Below are 24,140 nucleotides of genomic sequence, written 5' to 3'. Positions count from 1 at the left end.
GCGGGCCCGTGGGGATTACAGGCGGGGCAGTGTGACCCCGCGCTGGCCCATATATTTGCCGGCCCGGTCGGCGTAGCTGGTTTCGCAGGGCTCGTTGCCCTTCAGGAACAGGAACTGGCAGGCGCCTTCATTGGCGTAGATCTTGGCGGGCAGCGGTGTCGTGTTGGAGAATTCCAATGTGACATGGCCTTCCCAGCCGGGCTCCAGCGGCGTGACGTTCACGATGATCCCGCACCGGGCGTAGGTGGATTTGCCGAGGCAGATGACGAGCACGTCGCGCGGCACGCGGAAATATTCGACGGTGCGCGCCAGCGCGAAGCTGTTGGGCGGGATAATGCATACGTCGGTCTTGCGATCGACGAAGCTGTTCGACGCAAAGTCCTTGGGGTCCACCACCGCGCTGTCGACGTTGGTGAAGATCTTGAATTCGTCCGCCACGCGCGCGTCATAGCCATAGGACGAGAGGCCATAGCTGATGCAGCCGTCGCGGCGCTGGCTTTCGACGAAGGGCTCGATCATCGCCTGCGTCTGCGCGGCCTCGCGAATCCAGCGGTCGGACAGGATGGACATGAACGGCTCCCCTTGAACCCGCGCGTCATCGCCGGTTCGGCGGGCAAGGGCAAGCTTTCGGACGCCCGCGCGAACCGATAGAACATACGGGATGCGTCCGCTGATCGATCTCGCCTATCGCCTGCGTCGCCGCGCGATGGCGCTGGTCGGGTGGCGGACGCGCGGGGTGAAGGTGATGGCGTTCGACGGGTCGGGCCGGGTGATGCTGGTGCGGCATCGCTATGGCCGGTCCGATCTGTGGATGCTGCCGGGCGGCGGCATCGGGCGCGGTGAGGCGCCAATCGCGGCGGCGTTGCGCGAGCTGATGGAAGAAACCGGATGCCGGCTGGATGCGGCCGAGGTCGTGGGACGATGGGAAGCACGCGCCGAGGGACGGCGCGATACGGTATGGCTCGTCCGTGGCACGACCACCGACACGCCACAGATCGACGGCGTCGAACTCGCCGAGGCGTGCTTCTTCCTACCCGATGCCTTGCCCGCGGCGGCGTCTCCCGCAACGCGGCGGCGGGTGGACGAGCTGCTGGGCCGCAGCGTATCCGATGGACGGTGGTAGCGATGCTGCCGCCGTTGCGCAGGAGGGTGGCATGGATGCTGTAGCAGAGGTCGAACGCTGCGAGGCACGGTTGCGATCGGCGATGGTGGCGGGGGACGTTGCGACCTTGTCGATGCTGATCGATGCGGCGCTGGTCTTCACCGGGCCGGACGGCAGTGTGCTGAACCGGGAGCAGGATCTGGCCGCGCATGCCGAGGGCCTGCTGAACCTGAGCCGCCTCGACCTGTCCGACACCCGCTATACCGTCATCGGCGACATGGTGCTCGTGACGACGAAGGCGACGCTTGTCGGTCGGTTCGCAGATGCCGTGATCGACGGGCTTTATGCCTACACCCGCCTCTGGCGAAATACCGGCGTCGGCTGGGCCGTCGTGGCGGGGCAGGCGGCGCGCATCGGCTAGGCGATCCCGGCGCGGACTGGCGAGCGCTCATCGCATCGGCTATCCGGGCGGCATGCTGCGCATCAACGAGCTGAAACTCCCCCTCAATCATCCCGAGGAGGCGCTGGCGGCGGCGATCCGGGATCGGTTGCGGATCGGGCCGCGCGATCTGGTGCGCTATACGGTGGCGCGGCGGGCCAATGACGCGCGCGACAAGATGGACATCCAGCTCGTCTATTCCGTCGACGTGACGGTAAAGAACGAGGGCACGGTGCTGGCCCGCTGCCGCCGCGACCGCAACGTCGGGCCGACGCCGGACACCGGCTATCGCTTCGTTGCAAAGGCGCCTGCCGATTACACCGGGCCGCGGCCGGTGGTGATCGGGACGGGGCCGTGTGGCCTGTTCGCGGGCCTGATCCTCGCCCAGATGGGATTTCGCCCGATCATCGTCGATCGCGGCAAGGTGGTGCGCGAGCGGACCAAGGATACCTGGGGCTTGTGGCGGCGTAGCGAGCTGAACCCCGAATCGAACGTTCAGTTCGGTGAGGGCGGGGCGGGCACGTTTTCGGACGGCAAGCTCTACAGCCGGATCAAGGATCCGCGGCATCTCGACCGCAAGGTACTGACCGAGTTCGTGAAAGCGGGCGCGCCCGAAGAAATCCTGACCGAAGCGCACCCGCATATCGGCACGTTCCGGCTGGTCACGATGGTCGAAAGCATGCGCGCGTCGATCGAGGCGTTGGGCGGCGAATATCGCTTCGAACGCCGCGTCGACGGCATCGACGTCGCGATCGACGCGGATGGCACGCGCCGGATGCGCGGGCTGCACCTGCACAACGGCGACTATCTGGAGGCGGAGCAGGTGGTGCTCGCCGTCGGGCACAGCGCGCGCGACACGTTCGCGATGCTGCACGAGGCGGGCGTCTATATCGAGGCCAAGCCCTTTTCGATCGGCGTGCGGATCGAGCATCCGCAATCCTGGATCGATCAGGCGCGCTTCGGCCCCAACGCCGGCCATCCCATTCTGGGCGCGGCGGAATATCATATTTCGCATCACTGTTCGAACGGGCGAACGGTCTACAGCTTCTGCATGTGCCCGGGCGGCACGGTGGTGGCGGCGACGTCCGAGGAAGGGCAGGTCGCCACCAACGGCATGAGCCAATATTCGCGCAACGAGCGCAACGCCAATTCGGGGTTCGTGGTCGCGATCGATCCGGCGCGCGACTATCCGGGCGATCCGCTCGCCGGCATCGCGCTGCAGCGCCAGATCGAGAAACTGGCGTTCGTTGCAGGCGGATCGAGCTACAAGGCGCCGGCGCAGCGGGTGGGAGATTTCCTGGCCGGGCGGCCATCGACCGCACTGGGATCGATCGCGCCGTCATATCGACCGGGCGTGACGCCGACCGACCTTGCGGCCTGCCTGCCCGATTTCGTCATCGCGGCGATGCGCGAGGCGCTGCCGGTCTTCGGACGGCAGATTGCGGGCTACGATCACCCCGATGTGGTGATGACGGGGGTGGAAACGCGCACCTCGTCGCCGATCCGCATCACGCGGGGCGAGGATTTGCAGAGCCTCAATACGATCGGCCTGTTTCCGGCGGGCGAGGGGGCAGGCTATGCCGGCGGCATCCTGTCGGCAGCGGTCGATGGTATCAAGATTGCCGAGGCGGTCGCGCGGCAGATCATGGGAACGAACGGCGCGGCTCCGCGGCAACGCCAGCCCGGAAAGCGTGCCGCGTAAGCGGTAGTGCCGATACGGTGTTGTTCGGCGGGCCAGACTTTCTATACTGAGCGATATGGAAAGCGTTCTTACCGCGTCACCCGGCCCGTGTGCAAAGGGGCGTCCGCGGGAATTCTGCACGGATACGGCCCTCGCCGCGGCGCTACGCGTCTTCTGGAGCAAGGGGTATGAAGGCACGTCGCTTGCCGATTTGACCCAGGCGATGGGGATCACGCGCCCCAGCCTGTACGCGGCCTTCGGCAATAAGGAGGCGCTGTTTCACAAGGCGCTCGACCTCTACGAGCAGGAAAAGCTGGAATATATGCGCGCGGCGCTGGAGCAGCCGACCGCGCGTGGCGTCGCCGAGACGATCCTGCGCGGCGCCTTGGCGATGCAGACGAGCCCCGGTGAGCCTAAGGGGTGCCTGGGCGTGATCGCCACGATGCCCTGCGGATCGGAAGCCGACTCGGTCCGTGGCGAGATGATCGCGCGCCGTGCCTCGTCGCAGGCGGCGCTGGTCGAACGGTTCGAGCGGGCGAAGGCGGATGGAGATCTGCCCGCGGCAGTCGATATCGGTGGTCTTACCAGCTATCTTTACGCGCTGTTGCAGGGGATGGCGGTGCAGGCGGGATCGGGCGCCAAGCGCGACGAGCTGGAGCGGATGGTCGACACCAGCCTGGCGATGTGGCCGAGCCGCTAGGAGAGCGTCGGCTCATATAGTCTGATCCGTGGTCCCCTCGGCGCGCATCGCGTCGATCTCCCGGTCGACCGTGACGATGAACGCCCGTGCAAGCGGACCGCGATCGAAATCGCGGCGGATCAACTCCTGATGCAGCATGCCGAGCGCCATCGTTGAAATCATGTCCGACAAGACCGCACGCCGTTCCGCCATCCGCGGCGAGGGGGCGAGCATTTCCAACGCGTTGAGCATCAGGCCGCGGACGTCGTCGTTGATTCTGCGAAAGATCGCCGCAATCCGTTCATTGCGTCCCGCCTCCGCGACGATTTCCGCGAACAGGCGCGAATTTTCGACGTCCTCCTCGGCGTCCTCGGCGGTGATAAACTGGTGCAACCAGTCGCGCACCAAGGCCGCGTCATTGTTTTCAATGGCGGCGCGCAGCGAGTCGCCCGCCATGAACGCGCAGCAATCGGCGTCGACGATCGCGGCAACGATGTCCTCTTTCGCAGAAAAGTCGCGATACAGCTGGCCGACCGCAATGCCCGATTCTTTTGCGATCTGCGCGATGCCGGTGCTGTGAAAACCCTTGTCGATAAAGAGCTTGCGAGCAGCCTCGATCACACGTTCACGACGCGCGTCCGCTTTCTTCCTGGGTGCGGTGCAACAAAAATTCGCGTCGTTCATTCCATCCTCGTCCCGGCACGGGTTGACGCCCGTTCGAATCCGGTTGTACCAGAGCGTGAGTGATCGATCACTCACAAAAATCAAAATCGGACATTTCGGCATGGCGGATAAGCGACACGGCGCGGCGACGCTAGCGTTGGCACTGGTTCTGGGCGGAACGCTCACGGCCTGCGGCGGCAAGGGGCAACAGCAGCAACAGGCGCCGCAGGGTCCGCCCACGGTTGGCTATGTCGTCGTGCGCGAACAGCCGGTGACGCTGACCACCGAATTGCCGGGACGCACCACCGCCTTCGAAACCTCCGAGGTGCGGCCGCAGGTCAACGGCCTGATCCGGGCGCGCCTGTTCACCGAAGGTGACATGGTCCGCGCAGGCCAGCCGCTGTATCGCATCGATTCCGCGCCCTATCAGGCGCAGGTCGCCAGTGCCCGTGCGGCGCTGGCCCGCGCGCGCGCTGCGATCGCGTCGAGCGAGGCGCTCGCGCGCCGCTACGGCGAGCTGGTCAAGATCAACGCCATCGCGCGTCAGGAGTATGAAAACGCCCAGACGAGCGCGCAGCAGGCGCGCGCCGACGTTGCGGCGCAGCAGGCGGCGCTGCGTACCGCACAGATCGATCTGGCGCGTACCACGATCCGCGCGCCGATCAGCGGCCGGATCGGCCGGTCGGTGTTCACGACCGGTGCGCTCGTCTCCGCATCGCAGACCGAGGCGCTGGCGACGATTCAGCGGCTCGATCCCGTGTACGTCGATATCCAGCAGTCGAGTGCCGACCTGCTGAAGCTGCGCCAGCAGATCATGGACGGTCAGCTGCTGCGCGACGGCAATGCGCCCGTGAAGCTGACGCTGGAGGACGGCACCGCTTACGGTCCGCAGGGGACGTTGCGCTTTGCCGACGTCACCGTCGATCCGACGACCGGATCGCAGGTGATCCGCGCACTCTTCCCCAATCCCAACGGGTTGCTGCTGCCGGGCATGTTCGTGCGCGCGTCGCTGGTGCAGGGCATCAAGCAGAATGGCATGCTGGTGCCGCAGCGCGCGGTGACGCGCGACGAAAAGGGTCAGGCGACGGCGATGGTGATCGGCGCCGACGGCAAGGTGCAGCCGCGCAGCTTGCAGACGACGCGGACGATTGGCGACAACTGGCTCGTCACCGGCGGGCTGAAGCCTGGCGACAAGGTGATCGTCGAAGGCGGCATGATGCTGCGGCCGGGCATGCCGGTGAAGGGCGAGCCGTGGAACCCGAACGCCAAGCCTGCCGGCGCCCCGCAAGGGCAGCCGCAGGCGCAGGGCCAGGCGAAGTAACGAACCATGGCACGCTATTTCATCGATCGACCCATCTTCGCATGGGTCATCGCCATCGTCATGATGCTGGCGGGCGCGATCGCGATCCGCAGCCTGCCCGTGGCGCAGTTTCCGGAAATCGCGCCGCCCGCGGTCGCGATCACCGCGAGCTATCCGGGCGCCGATGCCGAAACGCTGGAACGCACGACGACGCAGATCATCGAGCAGCAGCTGAAGGGTATCGACAACCTGCGCTATTTCTCGTCCTCGTCCTCCTCGGCGGGGACGGTGACGATCACGCTGACCTTCGAACAGGGCACCAACCCCGACATTGCCCAGGTGCAGGTGCAGAACAAGCTGCAGGCGGCGACCCCGCTGTTGCCGCAGGAGGTGCAGCGCCAGGGCATTCAGGTCACGAAGTCCTCTGCCAGCTTCCTGCTGGTGGTCGGTCTCGTCTCCACCGACGGATCGCACAGCAACACCGACCTGTCCGACATGGTCGTGTCGAAGTTCCAGGATCCGATCAGCCGCGTGTCGGGCGTCGGCGAGTTGCAGGTGTTCGGCGCGCAATATGCGATGCGCATCTGGCTCGATCCGATCAAGCTCAACAGCTATGCGCTGACCGTCGCCGACGTGACGTCCGCGGTGCAGGCGCAAAACGCGCAGGTGTCCGCCGGTCAGATCGGCGCGCAGCCCGCTCCCAAGTCGCAGATGCTGAACGCGACCGTCAGCGTACAGTCGCGCCTCCAGACGCCCGAACAGTTCGGCGCGATCCGGTTGAAGACCACCACCGCGGGCGCCGTCGTACGGTTGCGCGACGTGGCGCGGGTCGAGCTGGGCGCCGAGAATTACGGCTTCGACGTCCAGTATAACGGCAAGCCCGCGTCCGGTTTCGGCGTGCGCCTTGCCGCGGGTGCCAATGCGCTCGACACGGTGGAGCTGGTCAAGGCGCGCGCGCAGGAGATCGGCAAGACGCTGCCCGCCGACGTCAAGGTCATCTACCCCTATGACACCACGCCGTTCGTGCGGCTGTCGGTGGAGCAGGTGATCCACACGTTGATCGAGGCGGTCGTCCTCGTCTTCCTGGTGATGTTCCTGTTCCTCCAGAACTGGCGGGCGACGCTGATCCCGACGATCGCGGTGCCGGTGGTGCTGCTCGGCACCTTCGCGGTGATGGCGGTGGCGGGCTTCACGATCAACACGCTGACCTTGTTCGGCATGGTGCTCGCCATCGGCCTGCTGGTCGACGACGCGATCGTCGTGGTCGAGAACGTCGAGCGTTTGATCGTCACGGAACATCTCAGCCCCAAGGATGCAGCGCGCAAGTCGATGGATGAGATCAGCGGCGCGCTGATCGGCATCGGCCTGGTCCTGTCGGCGGTGTTCCTGCCGATGGCGTTCTTCGGCGGATCGACCGGCGTGATCTATCGCCAGTTCTCGATCACGATCGTGTCGGCGATGGTGCTGTCGGTCATGGTCGCGCTGATCCTGACGCCGGCGCTGTGCGCGACGATCCTGAAACCGCACGACCCGAACAAGGCGGAGGGCAACGGGCCGTTCGCGCGCTTCTTCCGCTGGTTCAACGATCGGTTCGAACGCGGCCAGCAGAAGTACGAAGGTGGCGTGAAGCGCACCGCGCGGAGCTGGAAGCGGTCGCTGTTGGTCTATGCGCTGATCGTCGGCGGCATGGTGCTGGTGTTCACGCGCCTGCCCTCGGGCTTCCTGCCCGACGAGGATCAGGGCACGGTGCTGGCGCTGGTGCAGGGACCGGCCGGCGCGACGAGCGCGCGGACCGACAAGGGGCTTACCCTCGTCCGCGATCACTTCATGAACGCCGAAGGTGCTAACGTCGCCGGCGTGTTCACGATCAACGGGTTCAGCTTTGCGGGGCAAGGGCAGAATGCCGGTCTGGTCTTCGTGAACCTGAAGCCGTGGGACGAGCGTAGCGGGGCCGACAATAAGGCGCAGGCGATCGTCGGACGGGCGATGGGTGCGTTCAGCCAGTATAAGGACGGGCTGATCTTCGCGCTGGTGCCGCCGGCCGTGCAGGAACTGGGTAACGCGACCGGCTTCGATGCGCAGTTGGTCGACACCGGCGGCATCGGTCACGAAAAGCTGGTGCAGGCCCGCAACATGATGCTGGGCATGGCGATGCAGGACAAGCGCCTGGCGCAGGTTCGCCCGCTGAGCCTCGACGACGCACCGCAGCTGAAGGTGAAGATCGACGAGGACAAGGCGCGCGCGCTGGGCCTCGACCTTGCCGACGTCAATTCGACGATCGCGACGGCGTGGGGCGGGGGTTATATCAACGACTTCATCGATCGTGGCCGCGTGAAGCGCGTCTACGTCCAGGCCGATGCGCCCTATCGCCTCAGCCCGGAGGATGTCGGCGATCTGTATGTGCGGAACGGCACGGGTCAGATGGTGCCGTTCACCGCCTTCGCAACGCTGGAATGGGCCAATGCGCCGGTGCAGCTGACCCGCTACAATGGGCAGCCCGCGATGCAGTTGCAGGGCTCGCCGGGTGCGGGTCTCAGCACGGGTGCGGCGATGCAGGCGATGGAGGAAATCCACGCCAAGCTGCCACCGGGCACAGCGCTCGAATGGACGGGCCTGTCGTTCGAAGAACGGCTGTCCGGCGGTCAGGCGCCCGCGCTGTACGGTCTGTCGCTGCTGATCGTGTTCCTGTGCCTCGCTGCGCTGTACGAGAGCTGGTCGGTGCCGATTTCGGTGATGCTGGTGGTGCCGCTCGGCGTGCTGGGTGCGGTGTTGGCGGCGTGGCTGACCGGCCTCAACAACGACATCTATCTGCAGGTCGGCCTGATCACGACGATCGGCGTGTCGGCGAAGAACGCGATCCTGATCGTGGAATTTGCCGAAGAGCGGATCAACGAAGGCATGCGGCCGTTCGACGCGGCGGTGGAGGCGGCCAAGCTGCGTCTGCGCCCGATCCTGATGACCAGCCTCGCCTTCATCTTCGGCGTGTTGCCGCTGGCGATCTCGACCGGCGCAGGTGCGGGCGGGCAGAATGCGATCGGTCGTGCGGTGGTCGGCGGCATGCTGTCGGCGACGCTGCTCGCGATCTTCTTCGTGCCGATGTTCTTCGTCGTGGTGCTGCGTCTGTTCGGGCACGGCCATGACGGCAAGCGGCCCGTCGAGGACAGGCTGCATGACAGCAATGACGCGGACGGCGAGGGCGATGCGCCCCGTCCGCAGGGAGCCTGAGTGGTGATGACACGCAAAATCGTCCTCGCGCTGCTGGGCGCCAGCGCGCTCGCGGGGTGCAATCTCGCACCGAAATACGTCCGGCCCGAAGGCGCGGTGCCCGCGGCCCTGCCGCAGGGCGGCGTGTATCCGGCCGCCGCGACCGATGCGCCCGACGTCAGCAAGATCGGCTGGCAGACGTTCTTCACCGACGACCGGCTGCGCAAGACGATCGCGCTGGGGCTGGAGAACAATCGTGACCTGCGTGTCGCCGCAGCCAACGTTCTGCAAGCACGGGCGCAATATCGCATCCAGCGGGCCGATCTGGTGCCGTCGACGACGGTGTCGGGGTCGGGGACGTACACCAACAACATCTTCGGCGGCGCCTCCGCCGGGGCGGGCGCTGGCGCGGGTAGCGGCGCGGGTGCCGGAGCGGGCGCAGGAACCGGTGGCGGCGTGGGTGCCGGGGCCGGCGGCGCGGCGGTCGGGTCCAATTCGTCGAACCTGGAATTTTACTCGGTCAATGCTGGCTTCTCGGCCTTCGAGCTCGACCTGTTCGGCCGCGTCCGCAACCTCAACCGCGCCGCGCTGGAACAGTATTTCGCGTCGGAAGAGGCGCAGCGCGCCGCGCGGATCAGCCTGATCGCCGAGATTGCGACGGCCTGGGCGACCCTGGGGTCGGATCAGGATCAACTGCGCATCTCGCAGGAGACGCTGAAGGCGTTCGAGCAATCGCTGGAGCTGACGCGGGCGCAGTTCCGCATCGGTGTCGCCTCCGAACTGGAAGCGCGGCAGGCGGAAACGAGCTATCAGAGCGCGCGCAACGATATCGCCGTGCTGAAGACGCGGGTGGCGCAGGACAAGAATGCGCTCGACCTGTTGGTCGGCACGCCGGTGACGGCGGACCTGCTGCCGCAAGGGCTGGGCAATGGCGATGCGGCGTTGCAAGTGCTGCCCGCGGGCCTGTCGTCCGAGGTCCTGCTGCGTCGGCCAGACGTGTTGCAGGCCGAGCATCAGCTGATCGCACAGAATGCCAATATCGGCGCGGCGCGGGCGGCTTTGTTTCCGCGCATCTCGCTGACCGCGACGCTGGGGACGATCAGCACCGCGCTGAGCGGGCTCTTCGCAGGGGGCAGCTTTACCTATACCGGCGCGCCGTCAGTATCGCTGCCGCTGTTCGATGGCGGACGGCTGCGGGGCAATGTCGATTATGCCCGCGCTTCGCAGCAGGCGGCGGTGTCGACCTATGAGAAGACGGTGCAGACCGCGTTTCGCGAGGTCGCGGATGCGCTGGCACAGCGCGGCACGATCGACGAACAGATTGCGGCGCAGACCGCCCGTGTCGGGGCGGCGAACGTGGCGCTGCGCATTTCCGACGCGCGTTATCGGGCGGGGGTGGAATCGTTCCTCAACACGCTGGATTCGCAGCGGTCCGCTTATGCGGCACAGCAGCAGTTGGTCACGACCCGACTGACACGCATCAGCAACCTTGTCGAACTATACCGCTCGCTGGGTGGTGGACTCGAGTAAACCATTTAACCCGTTCACCGTGCCGCAAGAGCGGACAGCAATCGAAGGCGCGGCACGGTGAACCCCGCCAGGCGGGGATAGCGCGCCTGCGTTTCAAGCGGACCGACAGCTAGGCGGCGCGGCTTTCCGGCGCGCGCAACGGGGCGAGGCTGTCGAGGAACTGGGCCGCGCTGCTCGCCCAGGTGAAGCGGGCGGCATAGGCCGTGCAGGTCGCCCGTTCGCGGGTCAGCGCGCGTGGGATGGCGACGTCGAGGTCGGCGTCGATCGCGCCGACGCTGTCGTCCAGCACGTCGACCGGCCCTGGCGCGGGCAGTGCCGCGACGGGGGTGCCACAGGCGAGCGCCTCGATCATCACCAGTCCGAACGTGTCGGTGCGGCTGGGGAAGACCAGCACGTCGGCGCTGCGATAGGCCGCGGCGAGGTCCGCGCCAAAGCGCGGTCCCAGGAAATGCGCCTGCGGGTAGCGTGCCGCCAGCATCGCCAGCGCCGGACCGTCACCCACGACCACCTTGCTGCCGGGCGTCGTCGACTGGAGGAACCCCTCGATATTCTTTTCGACCGCGACGCGGCCGACGTAGAGCTGGATCGGGCCTGGCAATGCCGTGATGACGGGATCGCGCGGCCCATCGGCGGTAAAGGTGGCGAGGTCGACGCCGCGGCCCCAACGGCGCAAATGCGGCAGGCCATGGGCGCGCAGCACCGCATCGACCGACGGGGTCGAGGTGAGGATGGCGTCGGCGGGTGCGTGGAACCAGCGGATATAGCGCCAGATCCACTCGGCATTCACGCCGGTGCGTGCCGCGACATAATCGGGAAATTGCGTGTGATAGGCGGTGGTGAAGCGCACGCCGTCGCCGACGCACCAGCGCCGGGCGGCCAGGCCCAGGGGACCTTCGGTGGCGATATGCACGGCATCCGCGTCGAAGTCGCGGATCAGCCGCCCGATCGTGCCGCTGCGTGCCAGCGCCAGCCGGATTTCGGGATAGCTGGGGCAGGGCAGGCTGGCGAAGCGATCGGGCGAGATCACCAGCAAGTGATGGCCCTGCGCCTCCAGCTCGTCGCGGACGGCGGTGAGCGTGCGGACCACGCCGTTGACCTGGGGCGCCCAGGCGTCGGTGACGAGGGCGATGCGCATCAGGCGGCGCGGATCACGCTATCGGTGCTGGCCGGCGCATTGCGTGTCGCAATCTCGTCCGCCCAATGGAGCAACTCCATGCGGCCGTCGAAATGTTCGACCAGGGCGGTGCAGCCCTCCACCCAATCGCCGTCGTTGTAATAAGCGACGCCCTGGATATCGCGGATTTCGGCGGTGTGGATGTGCCCGCATACGACGCCATCGACGCCGCGTGATCCCGCGGCATGGGCGACGACCTCTTCGAAGTGCGAGATGAAGGCGACGGCGTTCTTCACCTTCGCCTTGGCATGCTTCGACAGCGACCAATAGGGCATGCCGAGGCGGCGGCGCGCGACGTTGAGCCACTGGTTCACCACCATCAGCGCGGTGTAGGCGCTGTCGCCGATGAACGCGACCCAGCGGTGCGCGAGCGTGATCGCGTCGAATTCGTCGCCGTGCAGCACCAGCAGGCGGCGGCCGTCGGCGGTGGTGTGGATCGCCTTGCGGCGGATCTTGACGCCGCCGAAGTCCATGCCGGCGAACTGGCGGAACACCTCGTCATGGTTGCCGGGGATATAGGTGACGCGGGTGCCGCGCTTGGCGCGCTTCATCAGGCGCCAGACGACGTCGTTGTGGCTCGCCGGCCAGTAGAAGCGCTTCTTGAGGCGCCAGCCGTCGATGATGTCGCCGACGAGATAGAGCTGGTCGCTGTCGACATGGTCGAGGAAGTCGATCAGCATGTCGGCATTGCAGCCGCGGGTGCCGAGATGGACGTCCGAAATCCAGATCGTGCGGTAGCGGCGGCGCGTGACGCCCGCAGCCTCCGGCACGGTCGGCCGCTGCGGCACGAAGGCGAGGATATCGGCGGTGGTCGTGTCGGTGGTCATGCGTGGCCCCCTCGGGAACCCGCTGTTCCCTTATGGGCGATGCATAGCCTGCCGATGTGACGCCGCGGTCACGGCGAGGTTACGGAAGTGTTGCGCTTACGCGGCCATCGTCGTGCGCAGCACGGTGAGCAGGATCCAGTACAGCACGCCCGACAACAGCATCGCGGCGGGCAAGGTCATGAACCAGGCGAGCGCCATGTTGCGCACGGTACGCCATTGCAGGCCTGCACCGTTCGCGACCGACGCGCCGGCGACGCCCGACGACAGGATGTGCGTCGTCGACACCGGCATGGCGAAGCGATCCGCGAGCAGGATCGTCGCCGCGGTCACCAGCTCGGCCGACATGCCCATGCCATAAGTGAGGTGGGTCTTGCCGATCCGTTCGCCGACGGTGACGACGATCCGCCGCCAGCCGACCATCGTGCCGAGGCCCAGCGCGATCGCGACCGTGATCTTCACCCAGAGCGGAATGTAGCGCGTGCCCTGTTCCAACCGGCTGCCATAGGCCTTGATCCCGTCGATCTCGGCGGCGGTGAAGTGGGTGCGGGCGCCTTCATCGGCGACGATGAGCTTGCCAGCATCGAGGACGAGGTACATGTCGCCACGCAAATTGGGCGTGGCAGCGGCGGGCACCTTGCCGAGCGATCCGTAGCTTTCGAGCTTGTCGCCGACATCGCGCGACAGCGAGGCGAGTGCGCCGTACATGGCGGGCGTATCGACCCGGCGTTCGGCGAGGCCGCGCGTCACGGTGGCGCGGGCGATGTCGACCGTCGGTTCCGGCCCCGGCTGGCGCGCATAGATTTCCGCGGCGGAGCGCGCCTGTGCGACGAAGGCGGGCGTCGCGCTTTCGGGGACGGTGCGGTTCAGCGCATAGGCGGTGGGCGCGCAGCCGATCAGGATCAGCATGATCAGCCCCATGCCCTTCTGCCCGTCGTTGCTGCCGTGCGCGAAGCTGACCGCGGTGCAGGTGGCGATCAGCGTCGCGCGAATGCCCCTGGGCGGCGGGGACTGCGTGTCGGGCTCGCGATAGAGCTTGGGATCGCGAAGGAAGCGCTTCATCACCAGCAGCAGCACGAGGGCGGCGGTGAAGCCGATCAGCGGGCTGAAGAACAGCGCGGAAAAGACCTTCTCCGCCTGATGCCAGTCGACGCCCGACGTGCCGTTCAAACCCCGGGCGAGCAGCTGATTAGCGAGGCCGACGCCGAGGATCGAGCCGATCAGCGCGTGGCTCGACGAATTGGGCAGGCCGACATACCAGGTTGCGAGGTTCCACAGCACCGCCGCGAGCAGCAGCGCAAAGATCATCGCGAACCCGCCCGCCGAGCCGGTGTTGATCACCAGATCCACGGGCAGCAACGTGATGATCGAATAGGCGACCGCGCCCGACGAGGCGAGCACGCCGAGGAAATTGAACACGCCCGACCAGACGACGGCGAGCGGCGCGGGCATGGCGTGGGTGTAGATCACGGTGGCGACGGCGTTGGCGGTGTCGTGGAAGCCGTTCACGAATTCGAAGCCGAGCGCGATCAGCAGCGCGAGGCCGAGGAACAGGAAGACGCCCGTCGCCAGCGTTTCGCCGACCTCTGCCGTGTCCGTCAGGATGCTGGCGCCGGCATAGCCCAGCGCGCCGATCAGGACGGCGAGGAAGATCCACCGGCCGGCGGGATGCAGGTGCCCGTCGAGCCGCGGGCCGCGTGCAGCCGATTGGGGGGAAGCGGCGGTGAGCGTCGTAGCCATATGTCCGCGGTGGACCCTGTATGTGACGAGTTCGTGACAGCAGCGGATTCGAACCGTGCCGACAACGCACCGATAGCTAGTTGTGTTCGGGATGGCGGAGCAGGGGGCGGGGAGCCTTTGCCGGCGTGGTGCGTGTAAGCGGCGATGCATATCCCCTATCTCGATATCGACCTGCCGGACTGGGCGGGGAAGCTTGGCGGCGTGCTGGCGTTCGTCCTGCTGCTGTCGCTGGTCCATCGCATCCTGTTCGCGGCGCTGCGCCGGCTGGCGGGACGCACCGCGACGAAGACCGACGATATCCTGATCGCCCGGCTCGATCGGCCGAGTTTCTGGCTGGTGATCGTCATCGCCCTCGCCGCATCGGGGCCGGGGCTGGACTTGCCGCGCTATTGGGAGACGATCTGGCAGCGGGTGCTGGGGCTGCTGACGCCGGGCATCTTCGGCTGGATGCTGCTCGCCGGGCTGACGGCCTATCGGGACATCAGCGAGGTGCGGTTCGACATCACCGCCGCCGACAATCTGAGGGCGCGGCGGCGGCGGACGCGGATCGGCATCCTGCACCGGATCGGGGTGTTCGTGCTGATCCTGATCACGGCGATGATGATGTTGATGAGCATCCCGTCAGTGCGGACGATCGGGGTGACGCTGGCCGCCTCTGCCGGCGTGGCCGGTCTTGCCATCGGCGCCGCGGCGCAGCCGGCGCTGAAGAACCTGATCGCCGGCATCCAGATGGCCTTTACCGAGCCGATCCGGATCGACGACGTGGTCATCATCGACAACGAATGGGGGCGGATCGAGGATATCCGGCTGACCTATGTCGTGGTCCGGATCTGGGACGACCGGCGGCTGGTGGTGCCGGTGTCGAAGTTCCTCGAGAACAGCTTCCAGAACTGGACCCGGGAGACGAGTGCCCTGCTCGGCAGCGTCTTCTGGTATCTCGATCCCGCCGCCGATGTCGCCCGGATCAGGGCGAAGCTGGAGGAGGTCGTTCGGGCCAGCCCTCGCTGGGACCAGCGGTTCTTCAACTGCCAAGTTACTGATTCAAAACAGGATGGCCTGATGGAGGTGCGCGGGCTGATGACCGCCAAGGACGCCTCCACTGCGTTCGATCTGCGGTGTGAGGTGCGCGAGGCGATCTATGCGTTCATCCGCGACGAGATGCCTGAAGCCCTGCCGCGGACGCGAATCATGCCGGCTCCGCCTCCGTCTCCATCTCCAACGGGGCTTCCATCAGCGCCTCGGTGAAGGTCTTGCGCCACCAGCCGATATCTTCGCGCATGATGACGTCCATCATCCGCTGCCAGCGTTCGATGCGTTCTTCGCGCGGCATGCGGAGCGCGAGCATGATCGCGTCGGACATTTCCTCGGCCGAATAGGGATTGATGAGAACGGCGTCGGTCAGCTGGCAGGCGGCACCGGCGAAACGCGACAGGATGAGGACGCCGGGGTCCTCCGGGTTCTGCGCGGCGACATATTCCTTGGCGACGAGGTTCATGCCGTCGCGCAGCGGCGTCACGAGCCCGATCTTGGCGGCGCGATAGATGCCCGCCAGCACGTCGCGAGGATAGCCCTGGTTGACGTAGCGGATCGGCACCCAGTCGATATCGGCGTACGCGCCGTTGATCCGGCCCGCGAGGCCTTCGAGGTTGCTGCGGATCTTCTGATAGCTGCCCACCGTCGCGCGGCTGGGCGGCGCGATCTGGAGCAAGGTGACTTCCTTGCGCTCCTCGGGATGCTCGACGAGGAAGCGTTCGTAGCCGAGGAAGCGTTCTTCCAGCCCCTTCGAATAATCGAGCCGGTCGACGCCGACGATCATGTCGCGCCCCACCGCGGCGTCGCGCATCTGACGATAGGACAGGCGACCCCGCGTGCTGACGGCGAGACCGGCAAATTCCTTGGCATCGATGCCGATCGGGCAGGCCATGACGCGCACGCGGCGATCGTCCAGCACCAGCTCGTCGCCCTCGACGGTCGCGCCCAGTTCGGCGGTGCAATAATCGCGGAACGACGACAGCCATTCGTCGGTGTGGAAGCCGATGACGTCATAGGCGAACAGGCTGCGGACCAGCGCTTGCGCTTCGGGCAGGATGGCGAGCAGGCGGCGCGGCGGCCAGGGGATATGGAGGAAGAAGCCCAGGCGGTTCTTCGCGCCGCGCTTGCGCAGTTCCTGCCCCAGCGGGAACAGGTGGTAATCCTGAATCCAGACCGCGTCGTCTTCTTCGATCAGCGGCTGGACGGTGTCGGCGAAGCGTTCGTTGACGCGCTGATAGCCGCCGGCAAATTCGCGTTCATATTCCGCCAGATCGACGCGATAGTGAAAGAGCGGCCACAGGGTACGGTTGGCGTAGCCGTTGTAATATTCCTCGATGTCCTGCTCTTCGAGGTCGACGGTCGCGGTGGTGACGCCTTCGTTGCGCTGAAAGGTGATCTGGCCGGTATATTCGTCGGTGCGCTCGCCCGACCAGCCGAACCACATGCCCTTATACTGGCGCAGCGCGGAGGCGAGGGCGACGGCGAGGCCGCCCTGTGCGCCCCCGGATTTGGACCCCGTCGGGGCGGACACACGATTGGAAATGATGATCAGACGGCTCAGCGGATCGAACTCCAGGGTTTGGACAGCAGGACGGCGCAGTTGATCATGCCGACCAGCGAATAGGTCTGCGGGTAGTTGCCCCACAGCTCCAGAGACGTAGGGTCGATGTCTTCGGACAGCAACCCTGACGCGGTACGCCGTGCCAGCATCTCTTCGAAGAGAGCCCGCGCATCGTCGTGGCGACCGGTGGCGTGCAGCGCCTCGATCAGCCAGAAGGTGCAGACGTTGAAGGCGGTTTCGGGCAGGCCGAAATCATCCTCCGTATCGTAGCGCAGCATGAAGCTGCCGCGACGCAGGCCCTGCTCGACCGCCTCGAGCGTCCCGAGGAAGCGCGGGTCGGTGGGTTCAAAAAAGCGCAGGTCGAGCAGCTGGATGAGGCTGGCGTCGAGGTCGTCGCCCGAGAAGGTCGCCGACATGCGATTGGTGTCGGGTCGCCACGCCTTATCCTCGATCACCCCGCGGATATGGTCGGCGCGATCCTGCCAGAAGGTGCAGCGATCCTCCATGCCCAGCGCATGGGCGGCATTGGCGAGCCTGTCGCACGCCGCCCAGCACATCGCGACCGAATAGGTGTGGACGCTCTGCCGCGTGCGCAGCTCCCACAGGCCGGCGTCGGGCTTGTCGTAATGCGTCCAGGCGCGTTCGCCGACCTGTTCGAGGCGGTGGAAATCCTCGACCGTATTGAGGCGCAGCAGGCGCTGGTCGAAGAAGGCGTGGACGCTGCACAGCACGATCTGGCCGTAGGCATCATATTGATGCTGTTCGTAGGCGGCGTTGCCGACGCGCACCGGGCCCATGCCGCGATAGCCGGCCAGATCGGGCGCGAAGCGTTCGGTCAGCGTCGCTTCGCCGAGGACGCCGTACAAAGGCTGGATATGGCCGCCGCGCGCATCGTCGACGATGTTGCGCAGATAGCCGAGATAGCCCTCCAGCACGTCGAGCGCGCCGAGGCGGTTCAGCGCCTGGACGGTGTAATAAGCGTCGCGGATCCAGCAGTAGCGATAGTCCCAGTTCCGCTCCGACCCCGCATGTTCGGGGATCGAGGTGGTGAGCGCGGCGACGATCGCGCCGGTTTCCTCATGCTGGCACAATTTGAGGGTGATCGCCGAACGGATGACGACGTCCTGCCAGTCCAAGGGGATGGCGAGGCCGCGCGTCCATTCCTGCCATTCGGCGATCGTCTGCGTAAGCATCGCCTCCATCGATTCCGCCAGATCGCCGCTGAAGCTTTCATCGGGGCCGAGGAAGAAATGCAGCGGGCGTTCGAGGCGGAAGATGCGCTCTTCCTGGATCATGCCGATCGGCGCGGTGGTGGTGAGGCGCATCTGCATCGTATCGAGGTTGATGCGCAGGTGGTTCGACCCGCCGATCTGCTCGCGGCACGCACCGCCCCAGCCACAGGTAGTGCGCAGCCGCATCGTCATGCGTGGGCTGCCCGACACCGGACGGACGATGCGCGCGAAGGCGACGGGGCGGTAGGTGCGGCCGAGGCGATCGAAGCGGGGGCAGAAGTCGATCACCTCCAGCGCGTTGCCGGCGCTGTCGGTATGCGTGCTGACCAGGATCGGGGTGTTGCGGATGTACTGCTGTTCGACCGACACCGAATCGGCGATCTCGACGCTCCAATAGCCGCTCTCCGGCTCCGCGCCGCCGACGAGGGCGGAGAAGAGCGGGTCGCCGTCGACGCGCGGCACGCACGCCCAGACGTAGCGGCCGGCGCGATCGATCAGCGCGCTGACCTGACAATTGCCGATCGGCCAGAGGTCTACGCTGGTCATGCGTTGAGGCTTTCGGTTGCGGCTTCGAGCCAGGAGAGGGTGTCGGCGACGCTGTCGATGCGCCAGGCGGCGGCGGTGGCGCGGGGCGCGCCGATCAGGATGCCGGCGCCGCCGAGCGTCGCGGCGGCGGCCATGGCGGGTTCGTCGGTATCGTCGTCGCCGAGGAAGACGGGTTTGTAACCGGTGAGGGCGGGGGCCTGCATCATCTGCCGCAGCGCGCTGCCCTTGTCGGCACCGGCGACGCGGACCTCGACCATCATCTTGCCGGTTTGCAGATGGAGGCCGGCACCGGCGGCGAGGCGGGTAGCGAGCTGCGTCGCTGCGGTTTCGGCCGTGGGAACGGCGCGGTAATGGAGCGCGGCGCCGAGCGGCTTTTCCTCGACCAGGACGCCCCGTGTTGCAGTTGCGAAGTCGTGCATGTCGGCGACAATACGGTCGAGCGCGGCGGGTCGTTCCGCCTGGTGGACGCGTCCGTCGGGCCAGGCGACCTCCAGCCCGTGGCTGCCGGAGATGGCGAAGGCGGGGGCGCCGAACAGCGCGCGGATGCCATCGACCGGCCGGCCGGAAATGATCGCGACGCGGCCGTCGAGCGCGTGCGACAGCCGCTCGATCAGCGTGGCGAGGCGCGCGTCGACGCGAACGGCGTCGGGCCGCTCCTGCAATTCGACGAGCGTTCCGTCGAAATCGAGGAACAGCGCGGCGTCGCGCAACAGGTCGGCGGGGGGCGGGGGCAGGTGCGTCACGGCGTCGCTGTCCGGGATCGGGGCGGGCGGGTCAAGCGGGTCCGGCGCCCGAGTCGGCGTTCGAGTCGGGGGCTGCGGAAGTGGACGAAGTGGACGATACGTTTTGCTCGGAAACGCCCCCTGCGCCGGGCCGCCGTGGGATGGGCGGGCGAGCGGAGGGCGCGGAGCATGGCGGGATCATAGCGGATCGGCGGCGTGTAGGACAGGGGTGGCTTGATACAGCGATGCTTATAAGGTCGGCTGGTCGACGCAGAGGGGCTGGGTATGAACGGGTTTCAGATAACGGTCGTCGTCTTTGCGCTGATCGTGATCGCGGTCAGCGTCTGGTCTATCATTACCGTCGTACGCTCGCCCGATTTCCGCTGGAAGCCGTTGTGGGTGGCCGGATGCCTGATCGGATTCGTCGGTCTCGGAATTGACTGGACTCACCCTAACGACCTGCTCTTCCTGTTTGGGTTTACGGCTCCGGTCGTTATCGTGTTCAAGGTTCTGACGACGGGGCAAGTTATCGTAAAGACGGGGTTTCCCCTTGTGTCGGCGGTGGCTCTCGCCAAGGCGCATTGGAGGATACCATCGATCGATGGTCCAGGAAGATGACGGGTATTCGCGGCGGCCCGATCAGAGAGCTTCGGTAGTAGCGAGTGGTTCATTAACCATCCCGTGCAACTGCCTGCCCATTCCGACAGTGAAAGACTTTCATGCCCTCTGCCCCCATCATTGCCGCGACGCTGATCGTGCGGGACGAGGCGCGGTGTATTGCGCGGTGCCTGGAGAGTGTGGCGCCGTTCGTCGACCGGATGGTGGTGGTGGATACCGGGTCGTTGGACGATACCGTTGCGATCGCAGACGGTTGCGGGGCGGAGGTGCATCGACTCGACTGGCCTGACGATTTCGCGGCGGCGCGTAACCATGCGCTGGGACTGGCCGATGCGGACTGGCATCTCGTCATCGACGCGGACGAATGGATCGTGTCCGGCGGCGAGACCTTGCGCGACTGGTGCGCAGGGGGCGAGCGGCTGGGGCGGGCGTGCGTGCTGAGCGACGATGGCACGGGCGCGACGACGACGCGGAGCTGGATCACGCGGATGCTGCCGCGCGGCGTGCGGTTCGAGGGGCGGGTGCATGAGCAGGTCGCCTCCGCCTTGCCGCGCGTGCGGACCGGACTGCATATCGGGCATGACGGCTATCGCGCGGCGCAGCTTGCCCGCAAGCACGATCGCAACCATCGGCTGTTGCTGCCGGAGCTCGCTGAGCGGCCGGGGGATGCGTATCTGCTGTACCAGATCGCCAAGGATGCCGACATGCGCGGCGACGGCGCGGCGTCGGCGGAGGGCTATGCGCAGGCGGTGGCAGCGACGCCGCCGGACGCGGGCTGGCGGCACGAGCTGGTGACGTGTGCGATCGCCGCGCTGGCGAAGGCGGGGCGGCTGGGCGATGCGATGGCGCTGGCGGAGGCGGAGATGCCGCGCTGGGCGGAGTCGCCGGATTTCTTCTTCGTGCTGGGCGACCTGTTGCTGCATCACGCCATCGCCGATCCGGCGCGGGCTATCGACCAATGGCTGCCGCTCGCGAGCGGGGCGTGGGAGCGGGCGATCGCGATCGGCGAGCGGCCCGACCTGGAGGGCAGCGTCGCGGGGCGGGGCAGTCACCTCGCCCAGCATAATCTCGACGTGGTGCGGGGGCAGCTGGCGATGTTGCGCGGTTAGCGGGGGCGGCCGATGTGGCGGTACGCTCGTTCCTCCCCGCCAGGGCGCATCGGGATGAACGGCCCCCGGCCGTTCAAGATCATGCCGGGGGCATGATCGACCCGATGCGGTGGCATGCCGCAGGCATGACGGAGGGGGCGGTCAGGGTTGCGCTGTGTTACGGGGAGCGTCCCTGTCCTCCCCCTCCGTCACCGCCTTTCGGCGGCGCCACCTCCCCCTGGCGGGGGAGGACTTATCACCCCACACGTCAGGGGCGTCAGGCGTCGCGCCATGCCCCCGGCGCGAGGTCGCCCAGCGTCCAGTCGCCGATCCGCCAGCGCACGAGGCGCAGCGTCGGGTGGCCGACGGCGGCGGTCATGCGGCGGACTTGACGGTTACGTCCTTCGCGGATGGTGAGGCGCAACCAGCGGTCGGGGATCGCCTGGCGCACGCGGATGGGGGGCGTGCGCGGCCACAGGTCTGGCGGCTCGATCGCCTCCACCTCGGCGGGGCGGGTGGGGCCATCCTTCAGCATCACGCCGGCGCGCAGCGCGGCAAGGGCAGCGGCGTCCGGCACGCCTTCCACCTGCACGAGATAGGTCTTGGGCAGCTTGAACTTCGGATCGGCGATGCGCGCCTGGAGCCGGCCGTCGTCGGTCAGCAGCAACAGCCCTTCGCTGTCGCGGTCGAGCCGGCCGGCGGGATAGACGCCGGGTACGTCGATGAAGCGCGACAGCGTGACGCGCTCCGCCGGCGTGCCGCGATCGGTGAACTGGCTGAGCACGTCATAGGGTTTGTTGAAGAGGATCAGGCGGCTCATGTCGGCTCGTGCAGGGAGGCACGCCCGATGTAACGGCGCGCGGCGATGCCGGCCATGGCGATCCGCCCGAACGGCCGTCCGTCGCGCATACGACAAGGGAGGCGCCGGCCGGCACCTCCCCGTTCGTCATCCAGAAGACGCGATCAGCCGAGCTTGGCGGCCATCAACGCCTTCATGTCGACGTTCGGACGCGCGCCGAAGTGGCTGATAATCTCGGCGGCGCAGATCGCGCCGAGCTTCAGCGACTCTTCCAGGCCCTTGCCCTGCGCCTGACCGTGCAGGAAGCCGGCGGCGAACAGATCGCCCGCGCCGGTCGTGTCGACGACGCGCTCGATCGGCTCCGCCGAGACTTCGGCACGCGTGCCGTTCTGCAGCGCGCAGGCGCCGTGCGCACCGCGCGTCACGACCAGCGTCGGCACCTGCGCTGCGATCTTGGCGACCGCGGCCTCGAAATCCTCGGTTTCGGCGAGCGCGGCCAGTTCGCCTTCATTGGCGAACAGGATGTCGATCAGGCCATCCGCGATGAGCTGGCGGAAGTCGCCGCCGTGGCGACCGATGCAGAAGACGTCGGACAGGGTGAAGGCGACCTTGCGACCCGCCTTGCGTGCGGCCTCGATCGCGACGCGCATCGCGGCGCGCGGCTCTTCCGGGTCCCACAGATAGCCTTCGAGGTACAGGATCGCAGCGTCTTCGATCATGCCGAGATCGAGCGCGGCGGCGGGCAGGAACTGCGATGCACCGAGATAGGTGTTCATCGTGCGCTGGCCGTCCGGCGTCACGAAGATCAGGCAGCGCGCCGTGGTCGGCTGGCCGGGGCGCACGTCGGTGGTGAAGGCGACGCCCGCCGCGCGGATGTCGTGCGCGAACACTTCGCCGAGCTGATCGTCGGCGACCTGGCCGATGAAGCCGGTGCGGCCGCCGAGCGCCGCGATGCCGGCGACGGTGTTCGCCGCCGACCCGCCCGACACCTCACGCCCCGGACCCATGCGATCGTAGAGCGCGTCGGCATCCTCGGGCGAAAACATCAGCTGCATCGAGCCCTTGGCGACGCCGATCGACTCGATGAACGCATCGTCGGCCTGCGCGAGGATGTCGACGATCGCATTGCCGATCGCGACGACGTCATAGGTGGGTTGGGACAAGGGAAGCTCCGGTAAAGTCAGATGTCGCTCCCTAGGGGGCAGCGCGGTTTCGCGCAACGCGGGTGGGGCGGGGTGGGGTGGGGCGCGCTTGCCTCATTCCCACCGTCACCCCGGACTTGTTCCGGGGTCCACCGGGCCGCGGGGGAGTGGCTGGAGGCTCTGACCGTCCCCCTCGCCGCAGAGTGGACCCCGCTGAGTTCACAAACGAAGTGCAACACCTGAGACAGGTGCTGCCATGTCGACCTACCACCAGCTCACGCTTGAGGAACGCTGTTCGATTGCCCGGCTTCATGAAGCCGGGCAATCGATCCGGCAGATCGCTGCAGCTCTGGATCGCGAGCCGTCGACCGTCTCGCGCGAGTTGAAGCGCAATGGTGCGAAGGTCGGCTATCGGCCCGCTTACGCACAGGCGCAGGCTGCCGCACGCCGCTGGCATGGCAGTCGCCTGGAGCGCGAGGACGCGTTGCGCGAAGCCATCCTCGACCGCTTGGCCGCCGGCTGGTCGCCCGAGCAGGTTTCAGGCCGGCTGCGCCGCGAGGTCGGGCAACCGGTCATCAGCCATGAGACGATCTATCGCTTCGTTCACGCCCAGCTCAAACGCACCAACGACCGGCGCTGGCGCCACTATTTGCCACGCGCCAAGTACAAGCGCGGCTGGCGGACCAAAGGGGGCTGGCCGCGCTCGACCGGCCGGTCGATCCACGAGCGACCCGGCCAGGTCGCCTCCCGCTGCGAGGCCGGGCACTGGGAAGCCGACGCCATGCTCTTCTCCAGACCCGGCCACGCCGTGATCGTCGCACACGAACGTACCTCACGCCTCACCATCGCGGTGCGCCAGGACAGCCTCAAGGCCGACGCCGTCGCCAGGGCGCTCGTCACCATGCTGCACTCCGTCCCGCCTGCATTTCGCAGGTCCCTCACCTTCGACAACGTCCTATGTCGGGAAGCAGCGGCGGGTTTTGGCCAGCAGATATCCATGCGCCGACAACCGTCGGCGCGGCATGCAATCTGAGCCAGATGGCTCCCACCGTCAACGGGATCGC

The 24,140-nt window shown here is 67.0% G+C and carries 20 protein-coding genes and 1 pseudogene; 11 read left to right on the top strand and 10 right to left on the bottom strand.

What is annotated here, in order from left to right; translation table 11 throughout:
* Window positions 1-15: 15 nt before the first annotated feature.
* Entirely contained in the window at window positions 16-570 is a 555-nt protein-coding gene (gene dcd / locus ACP690_RS14925; RefSeq protein ID WP_017979400.1) for a dCTP deaminase, read from the bottom strand.
* Between the two features lie 91 nt (window positions 571-661).
* Between dcd and ACP690_RS14920 the strand changes: the two genes are divergently transcribed.
* The 4 genes from ACP690_RS14920 to ACP690_RS14905 are packed head-to-tail and all read left to right on the top strand — an operon-like array spanning window position 662 to window position 3,922.
* Window positions 662-1,123, top strand: coding sequence for an NUDIX domain-containing protein (locus ACP690_RS14920; protein WP_426261491.1), 462 nt, complete (start codon window positions 662-664; stop codon window positions 1,121-1,123).
* Between the two features lie 31 nt (window positions 1,124-1,154).
* On the top strand, window positions 1,155-1,523 hold the full coding sequence (locus ACP690_RS14915) for a nuclear transport factor 2 family protein (RefSeq protein WP_426261492.1): 369 nt from the start codon (window positions 1,155-1,157) through the stop codon (window positions 1,521-1,523).
* A 52-nt stretch (window positions 1,524-1,575) separates the two neighbouring features.
* Window positions 1,576-3,243 (top strand): NAD(P)/FAD-dependent oxidoreductase, encoded by a 1,668-nt coding sequence (locus ACP690_RS14910; protein WP_426261493.1) that lies wholly within the window; start codon window positions 1,576-1,578, stop codon window positions 3,241-3,243.
* Between the two features lie 55 nt (window positions 3,244-3,298).
* Window positions 3,299-3,922 carry a TetR/AcrR family transcriptional regulator gene (locus ACP690_RS14905; protein WP_426261494.1) on the top strand — a complete coding sequence of 208 codons (624 nt, stop codon included), beginning with the start codon at window positions 3,299-3,301 and terminating at the stop codon, window positions 3,920-3,922.
* A gap of 12 nt (window positions 3,923-3,934) precedes the next feature.
* Here ACP690_RS14905 and ACP690_RS14900 read toward each other — a convergent pair whose 3' ends face one another.
* Window positions 3,935-4,585, bottom strand: coding sequence for a TetR/AcrR family transcriptional regulator (locus ACP690_RS14900; protein WP_426261495.1), 651 nt, complete (start codon window positions 4,583-4,585; stop codon window positions 3,935-3,937).
* 100 nt (window positions 4,586-4,685) lie between these two features.
* On the opposite strand from ACP690_RS14900, the gene ACP690_RS14895 reads away from it, so the two are divergent.
* The 3 genes from ACP690_RS14895 to ACP690_RS14885 are packed head-to-tail and all read left to right on the top strand — an operon-like array spanning window position 4,686 to window position 10,598.
* Window positions 4,686-5,885, top strand: coding sequence for an efflux RND transporter periplasmic adaptor subunit (locus ACP690_RS14895; RefSeq protein WP_426261496.1), 1,200 nt, complete (start codon window positions 4,686-4,688; stop codon window positions 5,883-5,885).
* A gap of 6 nt (window positions 5,886-5,891) precedes the next feature.
* Window positions 5,892-9,089, top strand: a complete 3,198-nt coding sequence (locus ACP690_RS14890) for an efflux RND transporter permease subunit (RefSeq protein ID WP_426261497.1) — start codon at window positions 5,892-5,894, stop codon at window positions 9,087-9,089.
* Between the two features lie 6 nt (window positions 9,090-9,095).
* Window positions 9,096-10,598 (top strand): efflux transporter outer membrane subunit, encoded by a 1,503-nt coding sequence (locus tag ACP690_RS14885; protein WP_029720456.1) that lies wholly within the window; start codon window positions 9,096-9,098, stop codon window positions 10,596-10,598.
* A gap of 109 nt (window positions 10,599-10,707) precedes the next feature.
* Here the strand turns inward: ACP690_RS14885 and ACP690_RS14880 are convergent, their stop codons facing one another.
* The 3 genes from ACP690_RS14880 to ACP690_RS14870 form a co-directional block, all read right to left on the bottom strand.
* Complete coding sequence (locus ACP690_RS14880; protein ID WP_426261498.1) at window positions 10,708-11,733, bottom strand: glycosyltransferase family 4 protein; 1,026 nt, start codon at window positions 11,731-11,733, stop codon at window positions 10,708-10,710.
* Complete coding sequence (locus tag ACP690_RS14875; protein WP_426261499.1) at window positions 11,733-12,599, bottom strand: UDP-2,3-diacylglucosamine diphosphatase; 867 nt, start codon at window positions 12,597-12,599, stop codon at window positions 11,733-11,735. The genes ACP690_RS14880 and ACP690_RS14875 overlap by 1 nt, the downstream gene beginning before the upstream one ends.
* A 96-nt stretch (window positions 12,600-12,695) precedes the next feature.
* Window positions 12,696-14,336: an inorganic phosphate transporter gene (locus ACP690_RS14870; RefSeq protein ID WP_426261500.1), complete on the bottom strand. Its 1,641-nt coding sequence runs from the start codon at window positions 14,334-14,336 to the stop codon at window positions 12,696-12,698.
* A gap of 144 nt (window positions 14,337-14,480) precedes the next feature.
* Between ACP690_RS14870 and ACP690_RS14865 the strand changes: the two genes are divergently transcribed.
* Window positions 14,481-15,581: a mechanosensitive ion channel family protein gene (locus ACP690_RS14865; protein ID WP_426261501.1), complete on the top strand. Its 1,101-nt coding sequence runs from the start codon at window positions 14,481-14,483 to the stop codon at window positions 15,579-15,581.
* Here the strand turns inward: ACP690_RS14865 and ACP690_RS14860 are convergent.
* Genes ACP690_RS14860 through otsB form a run of 3 tightly spaced genes read right to left on the bottom strand, consistent with a single transcriptional unit; the run spans window position 15,523 to window position 19,450 of the window.
* Window positions 15,523-16,929 carry an alpha,alpha-trehalose-phosphate synthase (UDP-forming) gene (locus ACP690_RS14860; RefSeq protein WP_426261508.1) on the bottom strand — a complete coding sequence of 469 codons (1,407 nt, stop codon included), beginning with the start codon at window positions 16,927-16,929 and terminating at the stop codon, window positions 15,523-15,525. The genes ACP690_RS14865 and ACP690_RS14860 overlap by 59 nt on opposite strands.
* Window positions 16,926-18,707, bottom strand: coding sequence for a glycoside hydrolase family 15 protein (locus ACP690_RS14855; protein ID WP_426261502.1), 1,782 nt, complete (start codon window positions 18,705-18,707; stop codon window positions 16,926-16,928). The genes ACP690_RS14860 and ACP690_RS14855 overlap by 4 nt, the downstream gene beginning before the upstream one ends.
* Window positions 18,704-19,450 (bottom strand): trehalose-phosphatase, encoded by a 747-nt coding sequence (otsB, locus tag ACP690_RS14850; RefSeq protein WP_426261503.1) that lies wholly within the window; start codon window positions 19,448-19,450, stop codon window positions 18,704-18,706. The genes ACP690_RS14855 and otsB overlap by 4 nt, the downstream gene beginning before the upstream one ends.
* A gap of 264 nt (window positions 19,451-19,714) precedes the next feature.
* Here otsB and ACP690_RS14845 point away from each other — a divergent pair, with 264 nt between their 5' ends.
* Together ACP690_RS14845 and ACP690_RS14840 are read left to right on the top strand one after the other, a co-directional pair.
* The gene (locus ACP690_RS14845) at window positions 19,715-20,047 is read left to right on the top strand and encodes a hypothetical protein (RefSeq protein ID WP_426261504.1); all 333 of its coding nucleotides are present in this window, start codon (window positions 19,715-19,717) and stop codon (window positions 20,045-20,047) included.
* A gap of 101 nt (window positions 20,048-20,148) precedes the next feature.
* Entirely contained in the window at window positions 20,149-21,156 is a 1,008-nt protein-coding gene (locus tag ACP690_RS14840) for a glycosyltransferase (RefSeq protein ID WP_426261505.1), read from the top strand.
* A 256-nt stretch (window positions 21,157-21,412) separates the two neighbouring features.
* Here ACP690_RS14840 and ACP690_RS14835 read toward each other — a convergent pair whose 3' ends face one another.
* Both ACP690_RS14835 and ACP690_RS14830 read right to left on the bottom strand, forming a co-directional pair.
* A complete protein-coding gene (locus tag ACP690_RS14835; protein ID WP_426261506.1) occupies window positions 21,413-21,955 on the bottom strand; it encodes a pseudouridine synthase in 543 nt (180 codons plus the stop codon).
* 143 nt (window positions 21,956-22,098) lie between these two features.
* Window positions 22,099-23,097 carry an adenosine kinase gene (locus ACP690_RS14830; protein ID WP_426261507.1) on the bottom strand — a complete coding sequence of 333 codons (999 nt, stop codon included), beginning with the start codon at window positions 23,095-23,097 and terminating at the stop codon, window positions 22,099-22,101.
* A gap of 235 nt (window positions 23,098-23,332) precedes the next feature.
* Here ACP690_RS14830 and ACP690_RS14825 point away from each other — a divergent pair.
* Window positions 23,333-24,028: pseudogene (locus tag ACP690_RS14825) on the top strand (IS30 family transposase); the annotation flags it as partial.
* Between the last annotated feature and the right edge of the window lie 112 nt (window positions 24,029-24,140).

The organism is Sphingomonas sp. DC4900 (assembly GCF_049896485.1).
GTDB lineage: Bacteria > Pseudomonadota > Alphaproteobacteria > Sphingomonadales > Sphingomonadaceae > Sphingomonas > Sphingomonas aquatilis.
Note: the sequence above shows the minus strand (reverse complement) of the source record. Positions and strands in the feature narration are given on the sequence as shown.